Here is a 24,409-nt window from a genome sequence, read left to right on the forward strand (position 1 = left end):
CCGTAGAATCGATAGACATATCTTATAGAACGTACAGCAACTTAAATCCGGTGGGCAAAAGAGGCATTTTCTCGATTCGAAAACGGCGGATTCATCCGGGGTTTTGGCAGGAATAATGCAGTATTCGATTTCCCTGCACGACTCGTGATTCGTCCCGCTTTATCAGCAATCCGGCAGTGAGTATCGAAACCCTTACCGCTCGTCCGGGGGTTCGTCAACACATGAGCGATACGCCTCCCGGACCGGACGAGGTTCGGTACGTCGCACGGTTGGCCCGCGTCGGGGTTTCCGACGAGGAAGCCGAGCGATTCGCCGGACAGTTCGCCGATATTCTTGGCTACTTCGAGACGCTGGACGAGGTGCCCGAGGTCGAGCGCGAGGCCGACCTCGTGAACGTCATGCGCGAGGACGAGGTGCGAACCAGCCTCGACCAAGCCGACGCGCTGGACAACGCACCGGAGACCGAAGACGGCTACTTCAAGGGGCCGAACGTCTCATGAGCGACCAGATATTCATCACCGAGGAGACCATCGACGGCGCGGACGACGGCCCGCTCGCCGGGACGACGGTCGCCGTCAAGGACAACATCAGCACCGAGGGCGTCCGAACGACCTGCGGGTCGGCCATGCTGGAGGAGTACGTCCCGCCCTACGACGCCACGGTCGTCACGCGACTGAAGGAGGCCGGGGCGACCATCGTCGGCAAGACCAACATGGACGAGTTCGGCATGGGGACGACGACCGAAACGTCCGCCTTCGGCCCCACCGAAAACCCCGTCGCCGAGGGTCGCGTTCCGGGCGGCTCCTCGGGCGGGAGCGCCGCGGCGGTCGCGGCGGGTGAGGCCACGCTCGCGCTCGGAACCGACACGGGCGGGTCGATTCGCTGTCCTGCCGCGTTCTGTGGCGTCGTCGGCATCAAGCCGACCTACGGACTCGTCTCGCGCTACGGCTTGGTCGCCTACGCGAACAGTCTGGAGCAGATCGGTCCCATCGCGCCGACCGTCGAGGAGGCCGCGACCCTGCTCGACGTCATCGCCGGACCCGACGACCACGACGCGACGACCCGCGAGGAAGGCGCTGACGCCGATTACGCGAGCGCCGCGGACGGCGAGGTGGACGGACTCGACATCGGCGTCCCGACGGAACTCGTAGAAGGGGCGGACGAAGGCGTCGTCGAGCGGTTCTGGGACGCCATGGACGACCTCGAAGCGAAGGGCGCGACGGTCCACGAGGTGTCGCTTCCCTCGGTCGAACACGCCGTCGAGGCGTACTACGTCATCGCCATGTCCGAAGCGTCCTCGAACCTCGCGCGCTACGACGGGGTTCGCTACGGCAATTCGGGAGGGTTCGACGGCAACTGGAACGAGACGTTCTCCGAGACGCGCGAGGAGGCCTTCGGCGACGAGGTGAAACGACGCATCCTGCTCGGTACCTACGCGCTTTCTGCGGGGTATCACGACAAGTACTACAAGAAAGCACAGGACGCCCGAGCGTGGCTCAAGCAGGACTTCGACTCGGCGTTCGAGGACGTAGACGTGCTCGCCAGTCCGACGATGCCCACGCCGCCGTTCGAACTCGGCGAGAGTCTGGACGACCCGCTGCAGATGTACCTCGCCGACGCGAACACCGTCCCGGTCAACCTCGCCAACCTCCCCGCGATTTCCGTCCCGGCGGGCGAAACCGACGGACTTCCCGTCGGCGTGCAGTTCATCGGGCCGAAATTCGGCGAGAAGCGCGTGATTCGGGTTGGAAGCGCGTTGGAGTAGTCGGATTCGGGTTTTTGCGGGTGGCAGTCACACCGGTTCGGAAGACGACGATTGAAGAGCGACATCCTTTATAAATCGCTTGATGAGCGTCCAGTTTTACGAGGCAATCGGCTATGCCGCGATGGAACTACACTATTCGACGGGAGAATAACGCGGATGATAAACTAGGAATGATATTATAGTATAAATGCCCTATTATCGGTTGCGATTCCGATGATAGTCAAAGCAGAAGACGCGGATACGAACGAGTTTCATGGCGTACAGTTCGACGTGCTCGCGGTCGGCGACGAGTCGATGGTGACGAAGATGCACCTGAAAGAAGGCAACGACGTTCCGTCGCACAGCCACGAGAGCGAACAGAGCGGATACGTGATTTCGGGCACGTATCGGCTCCACATCGGAGACGACGACGACCTGATAGCGGGCGGAGACAGCTATTCGATACCGGGTGGCGTCGAACACAGCTACGAAATAATCGATTCCGGCGAGATTATCGACGTATTCTCGCCACCGCGAGAGGATTACCTGTAAGCAATTCAGAGACGGCCGTCGGCATCGAATCGACCGACGGGCACGTTTCACGGTCCCGACTCGTGTCCGACCGCGCCGATACTCCGTCCAAACCGGGCGAGAAGCGCGTGATTTGGGTCGGTCGCGCGTCGGAACAACGTCCTTTCTCGCCCACGGAGTCGTCTGAAATCGATTTCCCGGGATGGTGGTGCCAACGGATATTTCTTCCCGGCAGTTCGATTGCCGGTATGGTTGGTACCGTCGTCGAAGTCGAGATTCCCGCCGACGAGTTCGCGCTCTGGGAGACGTTGACCGAACACGAGGACCTGGAATTCGAAATCGAGCGCGTGGTCGCCCACGAAGACGACCGGGTGATGCCGTTCGTTTGGGCGAACGGAGGGGGCGAGGGAACGGAATCGATACTCGAAGACGACACGAGCGTCGAGAACCTGACGTTGCTCGCCGACTTGGAGGACGAACAGCTGTACCAGATGGAGTGGACCGACCACATCCAGACGCTCGTTCACATCCTCGTTGACGAGGAGGCGACCGTCCTCTCCGCGTCCGGCAACAGCACCCATTGGCACCTCCGCATCCTGTTCCCCGACCGTGACGCGCTGTCGGACACCTACGAGTACTGCCGCGAGAACGACCTCTCGCTCGACATACGGAACATCTATCAGTTAGAAGAGGGCCGCAAGGGACGGTTCGGACTCACCGACGATCAGCAGGACACGCTGACCTTGGCGTTCCAGAAGGGATACTACGACATCCCCCGCGAGGCATCGGCCGAAAACCTCGCGGACGACCTCGACGTATCGCACCAAGCCGTCTCCGAGCGACTGCGCCGGGGGCATCGAAGCCTCGTGAAAAATACGCTGATAATCGGCCGGGACACCGACGAATCGGAATAAGAGTCTATTCTTCGTACGCGAGGTTCATTATCCACTGCGAGAACGCGTCGCTCTCGGGGTCTATCTCTTCCTCCCCGATGAACGGCGAGAGCATGTCGCCCGCCATCAACAGCGAGAAGTCGAGGTCCTTCGCGGCGGGCGTGATGAAGTAGGTGTTGTGTCCCTCGTAGACCGTTTCCTGTCGCTGGACGAACCCTTTCCGCTCCAGCGATTCGACGATTCGGCTTCCCTTCCGCGACGAGACGTCGAGCCGTTTCCAGAAATCGCTCTGATGGATGCCGCCCGTCTCGCGGACGAGTTCGAGTCCGTTGTACTCGTCCTCGGTGAGGTCCTCCTCGGACGTTGCCGTGCTCATGTTCACTACAGGGACGGGCGGGCGTTTAAATGTGACCTTCCGCGTTATCGTACGATGTTTCACAGGGCGGGCCGTCGGCGAACTCGTAGGTCCCGGACCCGTCCTCGAACAGGGTCACGATGGACGACGAGCGGGTGCCGTACCCGTCGCCGTGGACGCACGCTTCGACCTCGTGATTTCGGAGGACCGACTTCGCCCGCTCCCGCCAGTCGGCGAGCGACGGCGGGTCGTCCGGGTTCGTCGCCGCGAGCGAGAGAATCCGCTCCGATTTCGGTGCCGCGTCGTCGAATCCCCGGTTCACGACGACGTGGACGCCGGGGTCGAGTCGCGTCATTTCGAGCGTTCCGTCCCATTCGAACAGGGTCGCTTCCGTCGAATCCGCGAGCAGGAGATTGAACCCGGCGTAGGTCCGTTCGTCGAGTTCGTTCACGACGAACTCACGGGCGGACGCGGCCGACTCGTGGGAGAGCGCGTCCCGGACGAGGAGGCCGCGGGAGCGTTCGCCCTCCAGTTCGACCCACCGGTTCGTCACGCCGACGAACAGGCCGCGGTCGTTGTAGCCGATCCACGTTCCGCCCGCCTCCTCGTCCTGTGGGGCGACGACCGTCGGGTTTCGGTCCAGCACGCCGGGCGGCCGAGACGGCCGCCCCAGCGCTTCGTCCCGATTCGCGGCGGCGACGACGGGTGCATCCTCGAACACCCGCCACGCCACGATGAGTGTACACACGCCAACGGATAGGCGTGGATTCGATAAAAGGGTTGGTCGTCACGGGGTCGTCGTCACCGTCTCGTGCTCGGTGGAATCGTCGGGGGGAATCTCCGAAATCGCGCCCACCGAACCGCACCTACCGAACTCACAACTACCGGAAGCGCTCCCGAACCGCCTCGCGGTCCACCGTCCCGGAGGTGGTCCGCGGCAGTTCTGCGGCGGTGTCGAGCAGACGGGGATGCTTGTATCCCGCGAGGCGGTCGTCGCAGAACTCCCGAACCGAGTCGAGCGTGACGGGCGCGTCGTCGTCGGGCACGACGAGCGCGGCGATTCGCTCGCCCCATTCGTCGTCCTCGACGCCCACGACCGCGACCTCGGCCACGTCCGGATGGTCGCGGAGCACGTCGACGACCTCGCCGGGGTGGACGTTCTCGCCGCCGGTGACGATGCGGTCGGAGCGGCGGTTCAACACCCACAGTCGGCCGCCTTCGTCGCGGTATCCCACGTCGCCCGTCCGCAATCCGTGCTCGCAAAACGCCTCCTCGGTCGCCTCGGGATTCCCGTAGTACCCCGCCATCACTGTCGGCCCGGAGACGACGAGTTCGCCCGGTTCCCCGGGCGGCGCGAGGGACCCGTCGTCCGCGACGACGGACACGTCGGTGAACACCAGCGGCCGTCCGACGGTGCCGACGTGTGACGCCGCTTCGTCGGGGGTGGCGGTGGCGATTTGGGAGGCCGTTTCCGTCATGCCGTAGGTGGGACACACCGGAACGCCGCGGTCCGCACACCCCTCGATGAGGTCGTCGCGGGCGGGTGCGCCGCCGAGGAGGACGAACCGAAGCGAATCGGGGAGGTCGCCCGAATCGAGGAGTCGCCGGAGCATGGTCGGGACGAGCGAGATGCCGGTCGGTTCGTACTCGCGGAGGTGAGAGAGGGTTTCCTCCGCGTCGAACCGCTTCTGCAGGACGACCGTCGTTCCGTACAGCGTCGAACGGAGGAGCGGTGCGAGTCCGCCCATGTGGTACGTCGAGAGGCACAGGTGCCAGCGGTCGGCGGGGAGGACGCCGAGGCGGAACGCCGAGGCGGTCGCGCTGGCGTACAGGTTGCCCATCGTGAGCGTGACGGCCTTCGGGTTGCCGGTCGTCCCCGACGTGAACAGGAGCACTTGCGGGTCCTCGCGCGACCAGTCGGCGGGCGTGAACGCCGCCGGGTCGCGGTCGGCGAGCGTCGTGTCCGACGGGTCTACCGAGACGACGGGGACGTCCCCCGCCGCGTCGCGGGCGACCGATTCCGTCTCGGCTTCGCAGACGAGCGCCGAGAGGTTCGTTACGGCCACCTGCCGCCGGAGTTCCGGCGTGGCGAGACGGACGTTCAGCGGGACGAGCACGCACCCGAGTCGCATCGCGGCGTGAACGAGGACGACGCCATCCATTCGCGTCTCCATCAGCATCCCCAGGTGGTCGCCCTCTCGAATCCCCAGCGCCGCGAGTTTCCCGGCGATTTCCTCGACCACGGTATCGAGTCGCTCGTAGGTCCATTCGGTCCCGTCCGACGCCTCGACGATGGCGGTCGCCTCGGGCGACACGTCGGCACGGTGTGTCAGCCAGTCGTTCATGGCGCACCCCACGTGTCCGCCACGCCGTTGCCCGGTTCCTGCGGGACGCCGACCGCACCGTCCACGAGTCGCGTCCGGTCGGGACCCAAATCGCGGACCAACAGCGTTCCGGTCGCCAACCCGCAGGCGGGGCGGTCGGGAATCGCCGCCGCCGCGTGAACCGCCGCGGTTCGGGCCACAACGCCGTCGATGGTCGTCGTGACGACCGGTGTGACGCCCGCATCTCGGGCGCGTTCGGCGACCTCGACGGCCCTGTCCGGGCCGCCGAGCACCATCGGCTTGCAGACGAGCACGTCGGCGGCGTCCGCCTCCAGAATCGCATCGACAGACGAATCGACGAGGGACTCGTCTACCGCGACGCCGACCGACCGACCGCGAAGCTCGGCCAATCCCTCGATGTCCGTCAACGAAAGGGGTTGTTCGACGTACGCGACCCCGAGGGTGTCGAGTTTGTGGAACGCTTCGCGCGCCTGTGTGCGCGACCAGCCGCCGTTCGCGTCTGCGCGGAGTTCCACCTCGGACCCGACCGAATCCCGTACCGCTCGGAGCCGAGCCACGTCGTCCGTCACCGACCGCGCGCCGATTTTCACCTTCACGCACTCGAAACCCGCATCGACCGCCTCGTTCACCGCCGCCACCGTCTCGTCGCGGGGGGCGTCGCCGACGGTCGCGTTCGTCGGAACGGCTTCGACCCGCTCCGTCCCGCCGAGGTAGCGATACAGCGGCTCTTCCGCCCGCTTCGAGCGGAGGTCCGCCAGCGCGAGCGAGAGGCCGTGTCTGGCCGCCGGCGTCGCTTCGAGGCTGGAGAGCTCCGTTTCGGGGTCATCGACGTGTGCGATGGCCGCCCGACAGGCGGGGAGCGATTCCGTCCACCCCGAAAGGGGCGTCGCTTCGCCGATGCCCACCTCGTCGCCGTCCTCGATGCGGACGAGGATGCCCTTCCGGTGCTCGATGGCCCCGTGAGCCGTGTCGAGCGGCGACGTCAACGGAAGCGAAAACTCGTGTGTCTCGACGTTCATGCCACCATTCCGAGGGCGAAGCAGACCGAGTAGGCGGCCAGCAGCTTTCCGGTCTGTTCGAGGGCGGGGTTGAGGGCTTCCCCGGACGTTTTCGTGAGGACCGTCCGTGCGACCATCGCGGCGTAGGGAATCGTCAGGAGCGGCAGGAGGACGCCGACCCCGAACGCCTCGGTCGTGGCGAAGTAGACGGGAACGAGGTAGGCGAGTGCGAGCATGCCGACGTACTCGCCGCGACTCGCTCGATAGCCGATGAGCACCGCAAGCGTCCGCTTTCCGGCCTTCCGGTCGTTCTTCAAGTCGCGGATGTTGTTCACGACGAGGATGTTCGTCGAAATCGCCGCGACGGGGAGACTTGCGAGAAACGCGTGCATCGTGACGGTTCCCCCGGGGATTCCGATGGAAAACGGGGCGGCGAGAATCTGTGCGGCCTGTACGTAGAACGTCCCCATCACGGCGATGACGCCGAAGAAGACGAAGACGAACAGGTCGCCCAATCCGTTGGAACCGAGCGGGAACGGCCCGCCCGCGTAGGCGATACCGCTGACGACGCTGGCGAGACCGATGACGAGAATCGGGAGGCCGCCGACGTAGACCAGGTAGACGCCGACGACGATGGCGAGCAGGAAGGTGCCGTACATCGCCTGCTTGACTTTGCTCGGGGAGATGAGCCCCGACTGAGTGACGCGGGTAAAACCCGTTCGTTCGTCGGTATCGACGCCCTTCACGGCGTCGTAGTAGTCGTTTGCGAAGTTCGTGCCGACTTGGATGAGCGCCGCGCCGACGAGCGCCGCGAGCGCAGGGAGGGGCGCAAACAGCCCCTCGTGGAGCGCGAAGCCGACGCCGACGATGACGGGCGCGGCGGCGGCCGGGAGCGTGTGTGGGCGGGCCGCCATCAGCCACGCTTTCCGTCGGGAGATTTCGGTGGCCGTATCGTTCATTATCGAGATAGTTCCCGCGAGAGGTGTATAGCATCTACGATTTCAGGAAACTCCGCCGGCGTTTTCGCTTACTGTCTCGGAGTCGAACTCGATACCGCGACGGTCGTTTAAGTGCTTCTCGTGACAAGCTGAAGCTATGGACGGTAAGGCGGTCGTTCTCTGGTACTCGTCGTTCGACAGCGGTAGCTCGGTTTTCGGTAGCGACCGCTCGGTTCGACGCTACATCTTCTCGTGATTCGTCGTCGGCGCTCCGCGGGACGCCATTTAAGTGCTTCTCGTCACAAGGTGGGGATATGGACGGTACGAGGTCGTTTCTTCGGTGAACTATGGTCTTCCGTGAGCGGTGGGTATCCAAACACCATCTCGCACGTCCGTCAGTCGGCGGACGGAACGTAGCTATCCTGCTCGGACGCTTGCCCGTCGGTCGTTTCGGCCATCTCGACGCCGATGGCTGCCGCCGCGAACGCGACGCCGAGGACGAGGAACCAGAGCGCGATGGTCAGTCTCTCCGATATCGGGAGGTCCATGTGGACGCCGAACTGTGACCCGCCCATAGCTACGACGACGAGCAGAGCACTCCACCGGTTACCCCCCGTCCGCCAGATGTCTTCCTGCCGGAGTATCAGCCACCCACCGAGCGCGTAGATGCCCCAGATGACCGCCGCCAACTGTACGTCCCAATACCCATCCGCGTACAGGACAGCGACGGGGAGAGACCCGAGAATGACTCCGGCGAGCGCGGCCGTTCGATTCTTCATAGTTGTGCTACAATCACGCGTGGAAAGTATCTTTGCACCGGGAAGTGGTGCCGACATTTCACCGGATAGTGTCAACGGTCTCTCCCGAGGCACACCTTTGAACTATATCGACCGAGTAGTGGGACGCGATGCGTCAAACTGACGGCGGTTCGCACGTCGTTCACTGGCAGTCCGACGACGGGCGGAGTGTGAGCGACGACACGCCACTGCAACTGAGCAGACGCCCGGGGGACGGGACGGTCCGACGGGCCGACCTTCAGCGCGACCAATCGGTTCGTCGCTGGGGTCCCGTCACGCCGAGCGCGACGGTTATCGGGCGGGCGGACTCGCCGGAATCGGATTTGAGCGAAAACGTCCGTCGGCTACACGAGGAGCGCCACTCCGCGATGGCGGGTCACAGCAGCCGGATGCACCAACTCGACAAACTCCGGGTCAGCCACGCGCTCTGTAACGACCTGTCGTTGACGCCGTGGCAGCGAGACTGCGTTATCGGCATCATGAGCGAGTTGGATTTGACCGTCTTCGGGAGCCAGCGGGCCATCCCGAAGGTCGCGCTGGTCGTCATTCGTCACGTGGTAGACCGGGAGCGCGAACACTACCTCGGGTTGCACGACGACCGGTGGATTCGCCAGCAGCCCCCAGAACGACTGACGGAGCTCTACGAGTCGTTCCAGTCGCTCACCGACGAGGAGCAGTTCACCGAACTCACGACGAAACACGGACTGGACATCACGAGTTTGAATCGGCTTCGGCGGGTCCTCAAACACCAAATCGAGGAGCAGGACTTGGAGTTCGCCGTCCACGGGCGAAACCCGCACCGCGACCCGAACCTCCCGAGTTTGACGGACCGGTGGGGAGACGACGAACGTCGAGAGAAGAGGGCGTAACGTGGATACGTTGCCGACTGTCGTCACTGTCGCTCTGGAATGAGAGTGTACGGTAGAACCGGCCTCGTTCCGTCCATAGCTTCACCTTATCACGTGAACTACTTAAAGGAAACAGCGGAGTGCGGGGGCTCCGGCCGGAGTTGCAGGAGGCGGAGTTACAGGAGACGAAGGGAGCAGTCGCTCCCGAGCGGTGAGTGCCGTAGAATCCTCGTCGAACCGTCCATATCTCTACTTTGTGACGAGAATCTCTTAAAGAGAGCAGGGCTTCCCACGGTTTTCGAAAAACCTCAGTGTACGTGAGAAGCCATCGGCTACGAAGCAGACTGGTACCCGAAGAATCCGACCGTCTTACCGTCCATAGCTTCACCTTATCACGAGAACCACTTAAAGCGAATCCGACCGATCCCGGTGAACCCGCGAACGGACTCTAACGGTCTACCGGCGTCGAATATCGACGTACAGCAGGGCGGTCGTCAGCAGGAATCCGAGGGCGAGAATCGGGAAGACGGGATCGAACGAGGTGCCGCAGTTCGATGCGGTCGCATCCGCACAGTAGCCCGTCGGCCGCATGCCGAACAGCATCACGAGAGCCCCGACCACGACGCCGAGCGCCGCGACGCGACGCGTCCAATCGTCCATGAGGACGCTCCGCGCGAGTTGCACGAGGAAAATCCCGCCCAGAAAGTAGACCATTACCGGAATCGAAAGCGGTGGCTTCGCGAACGCGAATTCGGTCCAGAACCACATCGAAACGACGACGAGGAACACCGAAATGCCCGTTGCCGCCATACCCGGTAGCAGGGTGTTGTTTCCATCGACTGTATCAGTCATGTTCGTTTTTCGTGTTGTTCCAGAAGAATATAATGCCTCTGTAGGGTGAAACGGTCGATTGACCTTCCGCAGAACGACTTTCCCGCCGCTTCGAAGTTCCTCTCCACGAACACCAGGCGGTCGGTCACTCACCGCGAGCGAGGAGCGTAGTGACGAGCGAGCGGGCCGACGACCGAGCGGAGTTCTCGTGAGCGAAGCGAACGAGAGTACGGAAGACGCTTTGCGTCTTCCGGAGCAACGCGAAGCGAGGGAGGAGTGCTTTTGGTCCAGCTTTTACAGGGAACCAACAAGAGCGATGGCGAACGCCATCGCTCTTGTTTGTGACCGTCGTAAAAGGTGGGTGGTAAAAGGTGCTTAGTAATGCCACGGATAGTCCGAGAAGTCCGGGTCGCGCTTTTCCACGAACGCGTCCCGTCCCTCCTGCGCTTCGTCGGTCATGTACGCGAGGCGGGTCGCTTCCCCGGCGAACACCTGCTGTCCGACGAGGCCGTCGTCTTCGAGGTTGAAGGCGTACTTCAGCATGCGAATCGCGGTCGGACTCTTGCCGTTGATTTCCTCGGCCCAGTCCAGTGCCACCTCCTCCAGTTCCTCGTGCGGAACCGATTCGTTCACCATGCCCATCTCCTCGGCTTCCTCGGCGGAGTAGGTCTTGCCGACGAAGAATATCTCGCGGGCTTTCTTCTGGCCGACCTGCCGCGCGAGGTAGGCGGAGCCGAACCCGCCGTCGAAACTCGCCACGTCGGGGTCGGTCTGAAGGAACTTCGCGTGCTCCGCGGACGCGAGGGTCATGTCGCAGACGACGTGGAGGCTGTGACCGCCGCCGACGGCCCATCCCGGAACGACGCAGATGACGGGTTTCGGGATGTGACGGATGAGCCGCTGGACTTCGAGGATGTGCAGGCGGCCCGCCTCGGAGGCGTCCTCGCTATCGGCGTCCTCTCCCTGATATTCGTATCCCTCTCCTCCGCGCACGCGCTGGTCGCCGCCGGAGCAGAACGCCCAGCCGTCGTCTTTCGGCGACGGCCCGTTGCCGGTGAGGAGGACGCAGCCGACGTCCGACTGGCGTTTGGCGTGGTCCAACGCGCGATACAGTTCGTCCACCGTACCGGGGCGGAAGGCGTTTCGAACCTCCGGGCGGTCGAACGCGATGCGGACCGTTCCCTGGTCTTTGGCCCGGTGGTACGTGATATCGCGGAAATCGAAGTCGGAAATCTCCTCCCAACGCTCGGCGTCGAAGAGTTCTGATACCATACTCGAAACTGGCGGCGGGGCGGTCTAATAGGTTCCCGTCCGCTCTCGGTCGTTCGCCGGTCCTCGTTCGTTCGCTTGGTCGTCCGAAGTCCCGTGACCCGGCAAACCGCGGGGGGACTGCGAAGCTACTTGCCGCGCGAAAACGACGACGGATACATGAAGACATCCGCACGGGCAGACGCCTTCGAGCGGTCGGGCATCCGCGTGATGTTCGAACTCGCCGAGGAGCGAGGCGGTGACCTCGTTCGACTGGAGGTCGGCGAACCGGACTTCGACACCCCCGAACACGTCATCGACGCGGCGGCGGACGCCGCCCGCGACGGCGCGACGCACTACACCTCCGGGGCCGGAATCCCCGAACTCCGCGAAGCGATAGCCGAGCGAATGGCAACCGAGACGAACGTTCCCGTCTCGCCCGAAGAAGTGACGGTTACGAACGGTGGGATGGAGGCGCTATCGTTGGCGCTGTCCGCCATCGCGGACCCGGACGAGGAAGTCATCATCCCGACGCCCGCGTGGCCGAACTACCGGAATCAGGTTATCCTCGCCGGTGCGGAACCAGTCGAAGTGCCGCTGGCCGAGGAAAGCGGGTTCGACCTCGACCCGGAGCGCGTTATCGAGAACTTGAACGAGAACACCGCCGCCATCATCCTGACCACGCCGTCGAATCCAACGGGACGGATTTACGACGAGGACGCCGTGAAGACGGTCGTCGAAGCCGCCGCCGACCACGACGCCTACGTCATCGCAGACGAGGTGTACGCGCGGTTGACGTACGACGACGACTATCGACGCATCACGTCGTACACCGATTACGAGGGCGTACTGACGGTCGATTCCTGCTCGAAAACGTACGCCATGACGGGGTGGCGAATGGGGTGGCTCGTCGGACCTGAACCCGTCGTCGAAGCCGCCACGAGCCTCGGGGAGAGTACGACCGCCTGTCCGTCGAGCGTCGGCCAGCAGGCCGCGCTCGCGGCGATAACCGGCACACAGGAACCTGTTCGCGAGATGCACGACGCGTTCCGCGAGCGCCGTGATTACCTGACCGAGCGCGTCGCTCAGATTCCGCACATCTCTTGTCCGCGTCCCGAGGGTGCGTTCTACGCCTTCCTCGACGTGAGCGAATTGGACGGGTCGAGTTTCGACGTCGCGGAACGCCTGCTGTCCGATTACGGCGTCGTCACCGCGCCCGGCGGCGCGTTCAGCGATGCTGGCGAGGGCTATCTCAGACTGAGTTTCGCCAACAGCCTCGACCGAATCGAACTCGGGCTCGACAGAATAGAACGGTTGGTTCGAGACGAATTCGAATAATCCCTAATCTCCGAAAAGTCAGAACAGGTCGTCTATCTCGTCGTTGTGGAACATCTCGGCGGGGTCTTCCTCGCGCGTTTCCTGCTTGTTCGCTTCCTTCGCGCGCTCCATGAACTCCTGCATGCGCGGCGAACGTTCGACGCCGCCGAGGAGGACGAGCGAGGCGAGTCGTTCGCTGTCGAGCGGGAAGTCCCCGCCGCGAACCTGCAGACTGCCGGTTTCGCCTTCGAGCCATCGCCGGGCCTTTTCGACACCCTTCCGCGGAATCCTGTCGGCGTCGCCCGCGACGACCAACAGCGCGGAATCCGCATCCGTCGCCTTCGGCATGCTGAGGTTGCTCAGAACCGCTTGCCGGGTGTTGCTCGTCACGGTGTTGATGTTCTCGCCGCTGTCCTCGCTGGCACCGGCGCTGGCGTAGCCGAGCGCCGCGACGCCGCCCGAGCGAAGCGTGTTGATGACTTCGCTCGAATCCACGACGCTTTCGCCGACGCCTTCGACCGCCTCGCCGGACGCGAGAAGCAGGCCGACGCGCTGGGCTATCTGCTGGTTGATGTTCTCGAACGCCTCGCCGACGCTCTGGCCCGTCTCGTGCCACGCGTCGTTGTCGATGAGGAGGGTCGCGTCGGCCTCGCGGATGACGGTCTTCAGCGAGCGTCCCGCGTTGGCTTGGTACATCGCCCCTTCGCCTTGCCCGGGGAGGACGCCGAGCGCGTAGACGGGTATTTCGTAGATTCGCTGGAGTTCGTGGATGAGGACCGGCGCGCCGCCGCTTCCGGTTCCGCCGCCGAGTCCCGCGACAACGAAGAGGGCGTCGGCCCTCGCGGTGATGCGGCCGTCGAGGGCGTTCATCACTTCACCGGCGTCGTCTTGCATCACTTCCGCGCCGAGTTCGTTATCTCCGCCGACCCCGTGGCCCTTCACTCGGTCTTGGCCGACGAGGACGGTATCGAGGTCGAGCGATTGCAGGTCGGTTTTCGCGGAGTTGATAGCCAACGCGCCTTGAACCGCGTTGAAATCCATGTTCGCGTCGAATTCTACCAGTCTCTGAGTGAGTTTTCCTCCCGCTTGACCCACCCCAATCAGGACGACTTTCATGGGCGATGGAACTGATTCACGACATATGAATTTTCCGACGTAATACGGCGTAAATATCGAGAAACAAAGGAAAAGAAACACCTCTTTCTCGGTCTACGAAGCCTTAAATAGGAAAACGCGCCCAACACCGACGATGCCCGACCTCGAAACGCTTTCCGAACGAGTGTCAACACTCGAACAAACGCTGACGGACGGTGAAATTCCCGCACTACAGGACGATGCGGAACTCCGCCGGACGACGGCCGACCTCGCCGCGCGGATGGACGAACTCGAAACCGAACTGGACGAACTCGACGCCGCGGTCCAAGCCCTTCGCGGCTACGTCGGCAACATTCGTGCGGTCAACGACGACGTGGAGCGCCGCGTAGACGCCGCTCTAGCGAAGGCGGAAGCGTGCCAGTCAGACACCTCGAAACGGAGTTTCGAAACCGGGAGGAACCGGACGGCTTCCCGGTCGAATCGGGTAACCTCCGCGAGGCAGTTCGGGATGGATTCCGAGAGCGGTTCGAAAACCGGCCGACAGCACTCAGGTAACGATTCCGAAGGTTCCGGCCGGTCGAACCCTCCATCACCGTACGAAATTCCACGCACCGACGGCGACCGCACCGAATCGGGAGACCGTTCGCTCACGGCGCGCCTCCGCGAGTTGTTGTGAGCGTTCGCACCGTTCTCGCCGTAGTGCTCGCGCTCGCCCTCTGTAGCGTCTCCGTTCCCGCCATCGACCACGCCCGTCGGGACCGGGCGACGTACCGCGCCGACGCGGAACTGGCGACCGTCTCGCGCTCGATGACCGACCTCGCCGACGAAACCGCTGTCAGGTTCGGCGACCTTCCACCGACCGGGGGCGGTCCGCGCGGCGCGCGAAGAGTGGTTTCGCTGTCGCTCCCGCCCGAATCCGTGACGGTGGGACGGATCGAGTTCGTCGCCATCGGCGGCGTTCCCGGCCGTCAGAGTTTGAAAGACGACTTCGGAGACGTGCTCGCGTATCGTGTCGCGGGCGGATCGACCCGCGTCCGACACGTCCCGTTCGACGTTCGCATCGCGACGAGAAGCGAGACGGATGGCGGGTGGACCGTCCGACCGGACGGAGAACCTCTCGTCGTCCACGCACCCGCTCGGCGGGACATCGCGCTGCTGTTGGTCGAATACCGCGGACGTCGGACCGTCCTCGTCGTCCCGGCGGCTCAACTTTAAGACGGAGAACGCGACCACGGAAGTCCATGTGGAACCCACTGTCGAGCGCTTCGTCCGACGACCGAGACTGCCGCTGTGACCCCTCGTTCGACGGCGCGACGCTGACCGTCGATGCGGACGACTGTCCCGGAAACGGCGAACTCGCTGAACGCCCCGCGTGCCGCGCAACAGTCATCGACGCGCTCACCGACCGCGACGCGGACCGAATCGTGTCGCGGGCGACCGGCGTCGAACGGACGTACGAAGGCGACGGCGCGGCGTTTCTCGTGGCGGCAGGACGGTTCGTCGAGCGTGTCACCGCCCACGACGACACGCTCGCGGAACGAGCGCGTTCCGACCCGATTCGGGCGGGCGTGGATGCCGTCGGACGGGCGGGACCGGTTTTCGACATCGCCGCGGAAACCGGCCTCGCGGAGGGCGTCCATCGGTTCGACGACTATTCGGCCCTCTTTCGTCCGTTCGTCGGGCCGACCATCGCCCGGTCGCAAGTGTCGCTCCGTCCGCCCGCGGACGCCCGACTTGACGACCGGTATTCGCTTTCGACCGGCGCGACGGTTCGCCACTACGAGGCGGGAACCGACGCGGAGCGGTCCGGTGAATCGCGTCGTATCTATCACCTCGAACCGCTGGAGTACGACCTCGGACCCGACGCGTTCGAAACGCTCGACCGGGCCGCGACGCACCTCGCAAACGGCGGCGTTACGGAAGGGGAGCGAGCACCGGGCCGTGCCGTCCGGGCAGTCGCGGAGGCGGGAGTAGTCGCGGATGCGGGAGAAGTCACGGATGCAGGGGCGAAGGCGGGGGTGAGTACGGGAGCAGGGGCGAACGAGGATGCGAACGTAGACGCCCTCACCGACGTTCTCCGGAAGTACACGCACGGATACGGCGTCCTCACGGACTTGTTCGCCGACCCGGCCGTCTCCGACGTGTTCGCAACCGCCCCCGTCGGCGACAATCCGCTTCGCGTGCGAGCGGACGGCGAGGAGATGGAGACGAACGTCCACCTCACCGCGGACGGAGCGGCGTCGCTCGCATCCCGCTTTCGGCGAACGAGCGGGAGAGCGTTCTCGCGTGCGAGCCCGACCCTCGACGCCGTTGCCGAAATCGACGGCACGACCGTTCGCGTCGCGGGCGTGACCGACCCGGTTAGCGACGGCATTGGCTTTGCTTTCCGCGTTCAGTCCGAAGAACGGTGGACCCTCCCTGCACTGGTCGCAAACGGAACGCTTCCATCGGACGCGGCCGCCCTCCTCTCGGTCGGGGTCGAACGCGATGGAACCGGACTCGTCGCCGGACCGCGCGGGGCGGGGAAGACGACGCTCCTCGGAGCGTTGCTCTGGGAACTCCCGCCGCGAGTCAGAACCGTCGTCCTCGAAGACACGCCGGAACTACCGGTCGAATCCTTGCAGGGAGACGGCCGCGACGTGCAGTTACTCCGGACGACGGCGAACGACGACGAACCCGGACTCCGCCCGGCCGACGCGCTTCGGACGGCCCTCCGGTTGGGGGACGGCGCGCTCGTCGTCGGAGAAGTCCGCGGCGAGGAGGCGAGCGTACTGTACGAAGCGATGCGCGTCGGCGCGAGCGGCAACGCCGTCCTCGGGACGATACACGGCGATTGCGGCGATGCGGTGTACGAACGAGTCGTCACCGACCTCGGCGTCCCGCCTTCTTCGTTCGCGACGACCGAGTTCGTCGTCACCCTCGAATCCTACGAAACCGACGGCACGCACGGAAAGCGGGTAAAGCGTATCGAGGAGGTCGTTACGAACGGGGACCCGGAAACGGACGGCGCCGACCCGGTGCGGTTCGAACCGCTGTACGAACTCGACGGCGGGGACCTCGTTCCGACCGGTCGGATCGAGCGGGGAAACAGCGTCCTCGTCGCCTCGCTCGCCGAATCGACGGAGACGTACGCGGACGTTCGGGCGGCGCTCGCCGCCCGAACTCGGGGTATCGAGCGTCGCGTCGAACGGGTCGCGCCCTCGTTCGAGGTCTCGACGAACCGAATCGGAGATAATCGATTCGGAACCGACGGAATTGGGAGTGCCCAAATCAGGAGTGGCCAAATCGGGGGCGACTCGGCGTGATCGTGCGACGCTTCGAGTCGCTCTGTGCTCGCCTCGCATCCCTCTACCCGTGGGACGTGTCGGCGGAAGACGACATCGACCGGGCCATCGGCTTTCTGGGAGGAGAAATCGACAGCGTTGCAGTCGGTCGGGGTGCGAACGGTGCGGCGGTTTTCGGGTGTTTCGTCGCCGTCGTCGGTGCGGCCGTGGCTCCGCCAGCGCTCCGCATCGTAGTCGGGGTGCTGCTGGTCGCCATCGCCGTCGGCTTCTCCTCTCTGCTTCGACATCTACCCGAACTCCTCGCCGCCGCGAAGCGGACGCAAGCGCTCGGCGACGCGCCCGACCTCGCGGCCCGCGCCGTGTTGTGGATGCGGATAGAACCGACCGCGGAAGGGGCCGCCGCGTTCGCTGCACGGACGGGTGATGGCCCGCTCGCGTCGAGTCTGGGCGACCACGTTCGACGCTCGGTCGGGTCGCCGATGGCCGGACTGACAACGTTCGCGGCCGAGTGGGAACCGTGGAACCCGCCGCTTCATCGGTCGATGGTACTGATTTCGGCGGCGAGCGAGGCACCACCGGGGGAACGAGCGCGGACGTTGGACCGCGCACTCGCCGCGATTCTCGACGGGACGCGAGAACGGATGGCGGAGTTCGTCGCCGAGATTCGCGGGCCAGCGACGGCGTTGTACGCTTTCGGCGTCCTGCTTCCGCTGGCGCTGGTCGCGGTGCTTCCGGCGGCGCGAACCGCGGGACTGCCGCTGTCGCCCGCCGTGTTGGTCGCCGGTTACGACGTTCTGCTTCCCGCACTCCTGCTGGCGACGAGCGTGTGGTTGCTCACCCGTCGGCCGGTCGCGTTTCCGCCGCCGGACGTCTCGCGGTCACACCCCGACGTTCCCGAAAGACTGTGGCCGGTCATAATTTCCGGCCTCGGTGCTGGCGGTCTCGCGCTGGTCGTCACGACGGTTTTCCTCCCCGGATGGACGCGCTGGATAGCCTGCTTCGGCTGTCTCGTCGGTGTCCTACTGGTCGGGGTGACGCGTCCGACGGTTCTCGTCAGAAACCGGGTTCGAGCGGTCGAAGCGGACCTCACGGACGCGCTCTATCTCGTCGGTCGCCGGGTGAAGGAAGGATTGGCGGTCGAGACGGCCATCGTCGCCGCTGCAGACGAAATCGGTGGGGAGACGGGTGCCGTCTTCGAGCGAGCCACGCGAATACAGCGACAGCTCAGGATGGGCGTTCGGGAGTCGTTTCTCGGCGACTACGGGGCGCTTTCGACGGTACCGAGTCCGCGCGCTCGGAGCGCCGTGGCACTCCTCGCGCTCGCCGCGGACGAGGGGCGACCCGCTGGCGGTGCCGTTCTGGCGATGGCCGACCACTTGGACGACCTGCAGAGCGTCGAACGCGAGGCGCGACGCGAGCTTTCGCAAGTGACCGAGACCCTCCGACATACGGCGGCGATATTCGGGCCCCTCGTCTCGGGTGCGACCGTCGCGCTGGCGGGCGGAATGTCGGGCATGGGTGGTTCGTTCGGGAGCGCGTTTCCGGTGGATGTACTGGGCCTCGCGGTCGGCATCTACGTCCTCTGTCTTTCGGCCATCGTCACGACGCTCGCGGTCGGACTCGAACACGGACTCGACCGGACGCTGGTCGGCTACCGCGTCGGCCATTCCGTGTTGTCCGCGACCGTCGTGTACCTCCTCGCGTTCGTGCTGGCGGGTGCGCTGACCTGAGTGCTCACGGGTGTTCGTTCTCGGGTGTCCCGTCCCCCGATATTCTCGGCGTACATTTAAGTACGAAAACGGGACCATTCCGTCCCATGTTCGACGCACCCCTCGACGCGTGGTACGTCTGGCTCGGCGTGACGGTTGTCAGTTTCGCCGTCCTCGGCGTCGCCATCGAACTGCCGACCGCACCGCCGCCGAACGCCGCAAGTGTCGCCGATACGGTCGATTCCGTCGCCGGATGCACCTACACCGCGACCGCCGAACACCCGCTGTCGGCGCGGAAGATAAAGCTCGGTCCGCGGCGGTTGGGGCTGAACGGGAAGGGCGGAATCGCGCACGCGACGTTCGCGTACGGTCCGGTCGTTCCAGTCGTTCCCGACGGGGGAAGGCGTTCCGACTCCACTTCCCGACTGAACCGCGTGTTGTCCGGGTCGCCGCCGTCCGCGGTGTTCGATTCGCCCGCCGACTTCCGCGCGGCGATACGGGAATCCAGAGACCACCAGTCGGTCTGGCGACGGGCGCATAGCACGCTTCGCGTTCGCTGTGTTTCGTGGGAGGGAGTCGATGCGACGCTGGTCTCCGGGTAGGGCACAGACCGAACCCGTCGCGGCCATCGTCGCCGTCTTCGCGGTCTGTTTCGGACTGCTCGCCTACACCGGCGTCCTCGGCGACGCGATGCCTCGATCCGAGCGAACTCTCGGACCGACGACGCTTTCGTCAGTTCGGGACGCCGCGAGTTCGAACGGCATCTTGATTCCCACGCGTCTCGCGGAGTCCTCCGCGACGCCCGACGGCTATCACTGCAACGTTACGCTCACGGTAGGAAAGCGTGAGTGGCACGACGGGCCGACGCCACCGCCGAACGCCAAAGTTCCGAGCAGCCCAGCGGCAACGACGGTGAGCGTTCGAATCGCGCCGGGTGACGTTCGACCGGGACGGCTCCGCGTGGTGGTGTGGAAATGAGGGCCATCAGCACCGTTCTCGACGTGACCCTGTGCCTGCTGCTGGTCAGCGCCAGTGCTTTCGTCCTCGCCGGAGCGAGGCCACCGCAATCGACAGCGCGGACGCGAACGGCCGAATCGACGGCGAACGTCCTCACGACCAGCACCGCCGGACTGAACTACACGATTCGGACCGACGACGGAGCGATTCATCGGACGACACGCGGTACCCTCGCCGGACTGCTCGGCCAGACCGCACTGGCAAACGCGTCCGTTCGCGGAGCCGAACTGTCACGGGCGAGCGACCCGTTCGAGCACGCGGTCGCTCGCCGTGTGCGAGAACGACTCGACCGCCCGTCCCGCATGCGACTCCTCGTCCAATGGGAACCGTATCGGAACGCTCACCTTCGAGGGCGGTTCGCCGTCGGTAAATCACCGCCGCCCCAAGTGGACGTTCACGCGGCTGAGATCACGCTTCCGAACAAATTTCCGCCGGTTCGAGAGCGAGCACTCGACGCCGCTCGACGCGGCGGTTACCGCGACGTCGCGCGGGTCGTCGCCGCCGGAATCGTTATCGGTCTGGTTCCGAACCGAACGACGACGCTGGCGCTACACGACCGCGAGACGGGAGCGACGGTTGCGGCTCGACTCAGACGGTTGGTTCGGCTGTACGACGTGTATGGGTTGGATACGAACACTCTCACCACTGACCGAGCGAGACGTGCACTCATCGACGCGCTGACCGCCGCCGTCGAAGCCGACCTCCGGTCAACGTTCCGGACGCCGACCGAGGCTGCCCGGTCGGTGTCGCTCGGCGAGACGCGACTCGTCGTCAGGACGTGGGACGCGTGAACCTCGCCGACGACACCCGCGGACGGGTACCGTTCGCGTTGATCGGCGTCCTACTGCTGGTCGGGAGTCTCTCCTTCGCGGGTGCGCTGGTGGCTCGACCGGCACCGCACGTGAACGAGAATGTGGAGCAGAGCATGCGAACCGTAACCGCCGGAACTCGGACGGCGCTCCGCGGGGCGGTCCGACAGGCCGGTCGGGAAGCGGCCGCCGAACCGCTCGTTCGTCCGGCGAACACGACCGCCGGGCGGGTTATGGACGGCGCAGCTCCGTTTCGGGACTACCTCCGCCTTCGAATCTATCTTACAGCGCGGGAACGATTGCGTTCGGTGGGTGCCCACGGCGGCGACGTGCGTGCGACCGCATCGCTCCCGGCGACGCCGAACGCGACGGCACTTCGACGGGCGAAGCGACGAGTCCACGTCGAACCGGTCGGGAACCTGACGGAGGCCGGGCTACGGGTTCGCATCGACGGCGTGTCGATGCGTGCGACCCGCGGCGGGACAACCGTCGCCGCCACGAAGAAAAACGTGACGCTCGTGGTTGAAACGCCGGTTCTGGCGCTGCACGAGCGCGTTCAGCGATTCGAGCGGCGGCTCGACAGCGGGCCGCTCGACCCGGGACTCGGCCGTCGACTGACCGCCCGGCTCTACGCGGTAACGTGGGCACGAGGATACGCACAGTATGGCGGAGCACCGATTGCAAACGTACTGTCGAACCGCCACATCGAGTTGCTGACGAACGGCGCGATTCTCGAAGAGCAGACGAAATCGTTCGGGACGAGTGACCCCGACGGACGACGGGGAGTTCGTCGTGCAACCGCTCGCGTCGGTCTCACCGACCTTCTCGTTCCGACGACCCAACACGGAAAGCTCTGGACGGACCTCGTTCTGAACACGGCGGGTGGGGGCGGTGCGGACGGCACCATCGACGGTTCACTCGATGCGGCGTCGGAACCGCTCGACTCCGCGCATTCCCCCGAAACGGGAATGAACATCGGCGTGAACGAATCGGCGGAGCGTGCACTCTTGGACCTCATCGACGGCGGCGAGTCGAGCGAGTTGGACGCCGCAATCGGGTCGGCGTATCGCGTTTCCGTCCGCCCAGTTGCGAGCGTTCGAACCGTCCGCGACGAACTGAAACCGCATCCCCGTCCGCCGGGTGAGGGATGGACGCTCCGGGATGAGCGAACGAAAACGCACGTTTCGGTCCAAAACGCCAGTGCGTCGTCTCCCGGAACACGGCGGGGCTGGCACCTCCTCTGGACCGGTGCCCGTCGTGTCGTTCGAACGCACACCGTCGTTCGGCGGTGGGAGCGGGAAGACACGACGCAGGATGAGAATCGCGGGTGGACCGCGCGATTGCCGTTCCCCGGCACTTCGCCACGACCACAACCGACGCCGCCGGGACCCACACCTCCGACGCAACCACGGCCACCGACGAATCGAACCGTCCGAACGACCCACCGGTGGACGGACGAGTTCGTCGTCTCGCTCGGCGTCGCTGGCGACCACGTGACGACGGACCGCGCACCGGTTCGACCCCTTCCGAGCGCCCACGAGGCGAATGGGGCCGCCGGGCCGAACCTCGCGGACGTTCGGGGAATGGCGATAGAACGTCTCGTCACCGACCGCGGCGGCGCGGACGGGTTGGCACGTCGTGCGAGCGTCGGAACGATGAACACGCGAGCGGTCGCGGTGCAGGGTCGATATTCGAATTTGCTTCGAGCGCGGGCGTACCGCGACGTGCGGTCGCTTCGGAACCGGGTTCGAAACCGCTCGGTGACCGTTTCCCGCGGGACTCTCGCAACTGGCGGAACGAATCCGGCGGCGAAACTGGCGTCGTCCCTTCGCGCCGACCGAAGCGCGCTGATCGGCGTACCCGCGAGATACGAGGACGCCGCCGAACGGGCGCGATACGCGGCCCGTGCGACGTATCTCGATGCCGTCATCGACCGACTCGATAGCAGGGCGGAGCGTACCCGTCGAACGCGGATGGGACTCGGCAGGGCGGTGCGGGACGCGACGGGCGTCTCGCTCGACCGAATTCGACGGATATTCGCGGCTCGTCGGAGGGTCACCTCTCCGTCCACGCATCGGCTGCGAACGAGCGGCCCCGGAACACCGGTCAATATCAGCGTCGATGGCGCACCGCCGTATCTGACGCTTTCGGCGGTGAAACATCGCCACGTTTCGGCCGTCCCGCGCGGGTCGAAGACCTACCCGCTTTCGGCGCGGAACGTCAACCTGTTCACGGTTCCGTCGTCCGACATTTCGGACGGCATCGTTTCGCTGCTCCCGGATGGACGAAAGCCGAAACGAGTTCGGCTACGGACCGCTGGCGTCGCGCTTCGGGCAGCGAACGAGACGCTTGCGACTGAAACGAACGCGTCGCTTCGACGACGACGCGACGACCTTCAGCGGGCGCTGTCTTCATCGATAGGCGATATCGAACGAAACGTCCGGGGCGAACTCGCCGCGAGCGACGCCATCGAACTCGATAGGTCGGAGCGTCGAACGGCCGTTCACCGCGGAGTGACCCGCTGGCGGACGACGGCGAATCGGGCCAGTGCTATCGCGAACGGTTCGGCTGCTGGGAGTATCGCACGAGCGGTCGAAAGGGAACGTCGGGACGATTGGAGCCGAATGCGACGCGATGCGGCGACGATTCGGATTCGGTTCGCGCTCGAATCGGCACGACGGGACGTCGATGGGGTACGCCAGTCGAGCGTCGCACCGACCGTCTCCACGACCCGCCGCGTTCTCGTGACGGAGCTGAAAGCGGCGGTACAACAGGGCATCGAAAATCGGGTGCAGCAGCGATTGAACGAATCCATCAACGAAACCGTCGGGGACTTACCGGCGGGACTGCCGGTCGTTCCCGTCCCCGGCTACTGGTACGCGACGGTCAACGTCTGGCAGGTGGACGTGTCGGGGACGTACGCTCGGTTCACGGTTCGGGCGCGTGAGGGCTCGCCAACCACACCGGGTGCGTCGGTCGCGTATTCCCGGCAAGCCGGACCCGTCCGATTGGACACGGACGACGATGGGACGAAGGAACTGCTCGGGCGGACGACGCCGGTTTCGTTCGATACGGGAACGACGGTCGTCGTCGCGGTACCGCCGGGGAAGACGGGCGTCGGTGACGTGGACGGGAACGCCGACGAGCGCTCTCCCGGCTGGTCGAACCGGAGTGACAACCCATTTGATGCCGCAGACCTTCGTGACGACCATGCTCTACGACGAGATAGACGACCCCGGCGAGATGACGCCGACGGAACTCCACGGACGGTACGCGGCGGAGCTCTCGGAGACGATATCGTCGGTCGGTATCGACGAGGTGGTGGAACTGACGGGACTCGACCGTGAGACCGTCGAGTCAATCGCCGACGGCGAGACCGCCGACGACCTGTCGCTCGAAGACGCCGCCGCGATTCTCGCCACCGAGGAGGGCACGCCGGAGAAGGATGCCATCCTCCTCGAAGTGCGCGACCACCTCCTGATGGGGATGACGACCGGCCTCTTGGACGTGGACACGCTCGCACGGGACATCGACGGCGACTTCGAGGCGCGCGCCGTCCAGCAGAAAATCGAGGGGCGAGCGCCGATGTCTGTGGAGGAGTACGCGCTCGTTCACCACGCCATCGCGCAGCGAAACGACCGATAGACGCA

Annotated in this window: 24 protein-coding genes; 15 read left to right on the forward strand and 9 right to left on the reverse strand. The window is 65.1% G+C overall.

The features are described from left to right. Window positions 1-221 precede the first annotated feature (221 nt). The 4 genes from gatC to B208_RS0116100 all read left to right on the forward strand — a co-directional run bounded on the left by gatC (window position 222) and on the right by B208_RS0116100 (window position 3,189). Window positions 222-500 (forward strand): Asp-tRNA(Asn)/Glu-tRNA(Gln) amidotransferase subunit GatC, encoded by a 279-nt coding sequence (gene gatC / locus B208_RS0116085; RefSeq protein WP_007981642.1) that lies wholly within the window; start codon window positions 222-224, stop codon window positions 498-500. Beyond that, window positions 497-1,765 (forward strand): Asp-tRNA(Asn)/Glu-tRNA(Gln) amidotransferase subunit GatA, encoded by a 1,269-nt coding sequence (gene gatA / locus B208_RS0116090; RefSeq protein ID WP_007981639.1) that lies wholly within the window; start codon window positions 497-499, stop codon window positions 1,763-1,765. The genes gatC and gatA overlap by 4 nt, the downstream gene beginning before the upstream one ends. A 213-nt stretch (window positions 1,766-1,978) precedes the next feature. Then, the gene (locus B208_RS0116095) at window positions 1,979-2,296 is read left to right on the forward strand and encodes a cupin domain-containing protein (protein ID WP_007981637.1); all 318 of its coding nucleotides are present in this window, start codon (window positions 1,979-1,981) and stop codon (window positions 2,294-2,296) included. A gap of 227 nt (window positions 2,297-2,523) precedes the next feature. Next, window positions 2,524-3,189, forward strand: coding sequence for a helix-turn-helix domain-containing protein (locus tag B208_RS0116100; RefSeq protein ID WP_007981635.1), 666 nt, complete (start codon window positions 2,524-2,526; stop codon window positions 3,187-3,189). A 4-nt stretch (window positions 3,190-3,193) separates the two neighbouring features. On the opposite strand, the gene B208_RS0116105 is transcribed toward B208_RS0116100, so the two are convergent. From B208_RS0116105 to B208_RS0116135, 6 genes are all read right to left on the reverse strand, one after another. After that, window positions 3,194-3,544, reverse strand: coding sequence for a helix-turn-helix transcriptional regulator (locus B208_RS0116105; RefSeq protein ID WP_007981633.1), 351 nt, complete (start codon window positions 3,542-3,544; stop codon window positions 3,194-3,196). A gap of 25 nt (window positions 3,545-3,569) precedes the next feature. Beyond that, window positions 3,570-4,271 carry an NRDE family protein gene (locus tag B208_RS0116110; RefSeq protein ID WP_007981632.1) on the reverse strand — a complete coding sequence of 234 codons (702 nt, stop codon included), beginning with the start codon at window positions 4,269-4,271 and terminating at the stop codon, window positions 3,570-3,572. A gap of 133 nt (window positions 4,272-4,404) precedes the next feature. Continuing rightward, complete coding sequence (gene menE / locus B208_RS0116115; RefSeq protein WP_007981630.1) at window positions 4,405-5,868, reverse strand: o-succinylbenzoate--CoA ligase; 1,464 nt, start codon at window positions 5,866-5,868, stop codon at window positions 4,405-4,407. Beyond that, complete coding sequence (locus B208_RS0116120; RefSeq protein WP_007981628.1) at window positions 5,865-6,887, reverse strand: mandelate racemase/muconate lactonizing enzyme family protein; 1,023 nt, start codon at window positions 6,885-6,887, stop codon at window positions 5,865-5,867. Before B208_RS0116120 ends, menE begins: the two co-directional genes overlap by 4 nt. Continuing rightward, window positions 6,884-7,825, reverse strand: coding sequence for a 1,4-dihydroxy-2-naphthoate polyprenyltransferase (locus B208_RS0116125; protein ID WP_007981627.1), 942 nt, complete (start codon window positions 7,823-7,825; stop codon window positions 6,884-6,886). Before B208_RS0116125 ends, B208_RS0116120 begins: the two co-directional genes overlap by 4 nt. Window positions 7,826-8,199: 374 nt before the next feature. Then, a complete protein-coding gene (locus B208_RS0116135) occupies window positions 8,200-8,583 on the reverse strand; it encodes a hypothetical protein (RefSeq protein WP_007981622.1) in 384 nt (127 codons plus the stop codon). A gap of 128 nt (window positions 8,584-8,711) precedes the next feature. On the opposite strand from B208_RS0116135, the gene B208_RS0116140 reads away from it, so the two are divergent. Then, complete coding sequence (locus B208_RS0116140) at window positions 8,712-9,470, forward strand: hypothetical protein (RefSeq protein WP_007981620.1); 759 nt, start codon at window positions 8,712-8,714, stop codon at window positions 9,468-9,470. A 435-nt stretch (window positions 9,471-9,905) separates the two neighbouring features. Here B208_RS0116140 and B208_RS0116145 read toward each other — a convergent pair whose 3' ends face one another. Together B208_RS0116145 and B208_RS0116150 are read right to left on the reverse strand one after the other, a co-directional pair. Continuing rightward, complete coding sequence (locus tag B208_RS0116145; RefSeq protein ID WP_232423822.1) at window positions 9,906-10,301, reverse strand: hypothetical protein; 396 nt, start codon at window positions 10,299-10,301, stop codon at window positions 9,906-9,908. 354 nt (window positions 10,302-10,655) lie between these two features. After that, a complete protein-coding gene (locus B208_RS0116150; protein WP_007981617.1) occupies window positions 10,656-11,552 on the reverse strand; it encodes a 1,4-dihydroxy-2-naphthoyl-CoA synthase in 897 nt (298 codons plus the stop codon). A gap of 75 nt (window positions 11,553-11,627) precedes the next feature. Here B208_RS0116150 and B208_RS0116155 point away from each other — a divergent pair, with 75 nt between their 5' ends. Beyond that, the gene (locus B208_RS0116155) at window positions 11,628-12,866 is read left to right on the forward strand and encodes a pyridoxal phosphate-dependent aminotransferase (protein WP_007981615.1); all 1,239 of its coding nucleotides are present in this window, start codon (window positions 11,628-11,630) and stop codon (window positions 12,864-12,866) included. Between the two features lie 18 nt (window positions 12,867-12,884). On the opposite strand, the gene B208_RS0116160 is transcribed toward B208_RS0116155, so the two are convergent. Further along, complete coding sequence (locus B208_RS0116160; protein WP_018128976.1) at window positions 12,885-13,961, reverse strand: tubulin/FtsZ family protein; 1,077 nt, start codon at window positions 13,959-13,961, stop codon at window positions 12,885-12,887. A 133-nt stretch (window positions 13,962-14,094) separates the two neighbouring features. Between B208_RS0116160 and B208_RS0116165 the strand changes: the two genes are divergently transcribed. From B208_RS0116165 to B208_RS24760, 9 genes are all read left to right on the forward strand, one after another. Next, window positions 14,095-14,616 carry a DUF7310 family coiled-coil domain-containing protein gene (locus tag B208_RS0116165; RefSeq protein ID WP_007981611.1) on the forward strand — a complete coding sequence of 174 codons (522 nt, stop codon included), beginning with the start codon at window positions 14,095-14,097 and terminating at the stop codon, window positions 14,614-14,616. Further along, window positions 14,613-15,155 (forward strand): DUF7311 family protein, encoded by a 543-nt coding sequence (locus tag B208_RS0116170; protein WP_007981610.1) that lies wholly within the window; start codon window positions 14,613-14,615, stop codon window positions 15,153-15,155. Before B208_RS0116165 ends, B208_RS0116170 begins: the two co-directional genes overlap by 4 nt. 26 nt (window positions 15,156-15,181) lie before the next feature. Further along, the gene (locus tag B208_RS0116175; RefSeq protein ID WP_007981608.1) at window positions 15,182-17,245 is read left to right on the forward strand and encodes an ATPase, T2SS/T4P/T4SS family; all 2,064 of its coding nucleotides are present in this window, start codon (window positions 15,182-15,184) and stop codon (window positions 17,243-17,245) included. A gap of 2 nt (window positions 17,246-17,247) precedes the next feature. After that, the gene (locus tag B208_RS0116180; protein ID WP_026177891.1) at window positions 17,248-18,954 is read left to right on the forward strand and encodes a hypothetical protein; all 1,707 of its coding nucleotides are present in this window, start codon (window positions 17,248-17,250) and stop codon (window positions 18,952-18,954) included. A gap of 86 nt (window positions 18,955-19,040) precedes the next feature. After that, a complete protein-coding gene (locus tag B208_RS0116185; protein WP_007981605.1) occupies window positions 19,041-19,535 on the forward strand; it encodes a DUF7283 family protein in 495 nt (164 codons plus the stop codon). After that, window positions 19,513-19,911, forward strand: a complete 399-nt coding sequence (locus tag B208_RS0116190; RefSeq protein WP_007981603.1) for a DUF7285 family protein — start codon at window positions 19,513-19,515, stop codon at window positions 19,909-19,911. The genes B208_RS0116185 and B208_RS0116190 overlap by 23 nt, the downstream gene beginning before the upstream one ends. Continuing rightward, window positions 19,908-20,741: a DUF7284 family protein gene (locus B208_RS0116195; protein ID WP_007981600.1), complete on the forward strand. Its 834-nt coding sequence runs from the start codon at window positions 19,908-19,910 to the stop codon at window positions 20,739-20,741. The genes B208_RS0116190 and B208_RS0116195 overlap by 4 nt, the downstream gene beginning before the upstream one ends. Next, window positions 20,738-24,106, forward strand: a complete 3,369-nt coding sequence (locus tag B208_RS0116200; protein WP_232423823.1) for a DUF7286 family protein — start codon at window positions 20,738-20,740, stop codon at window positions 24,104-24,106. The genes B208_RS0116195 and B208_RS0116200 overlap by 4 nt, the downstream gene beginning before the upstream one ends. Beyond that, complete coding sequence (locus B208_RS24760; protein ID WP_018128977.1) at window positions 24,003-24,404, forward strand: DUF5791 family protein; 402 nt, start codon at window positions 24,003-24,005, stop codon at window positions 24,402-24,404. The genes B208_RS0116200 and B208_RS24760 overlap by 104 nt, the downstream gene beginning before the upstream one ends. Window positions 24,405-24,409 lie beyond the last annotated feature (5 nt).

This window comes from Haladaptatus paucihalophilus DX253, from assembly GCF_000376445.1.
Taxonomy (GTDB): Archaea; Halobacteriota; Halobacteria; order Halobacteriales; family Haladaptataceae; genus Haladaptatus; species Haladaptatus paucihalophilus.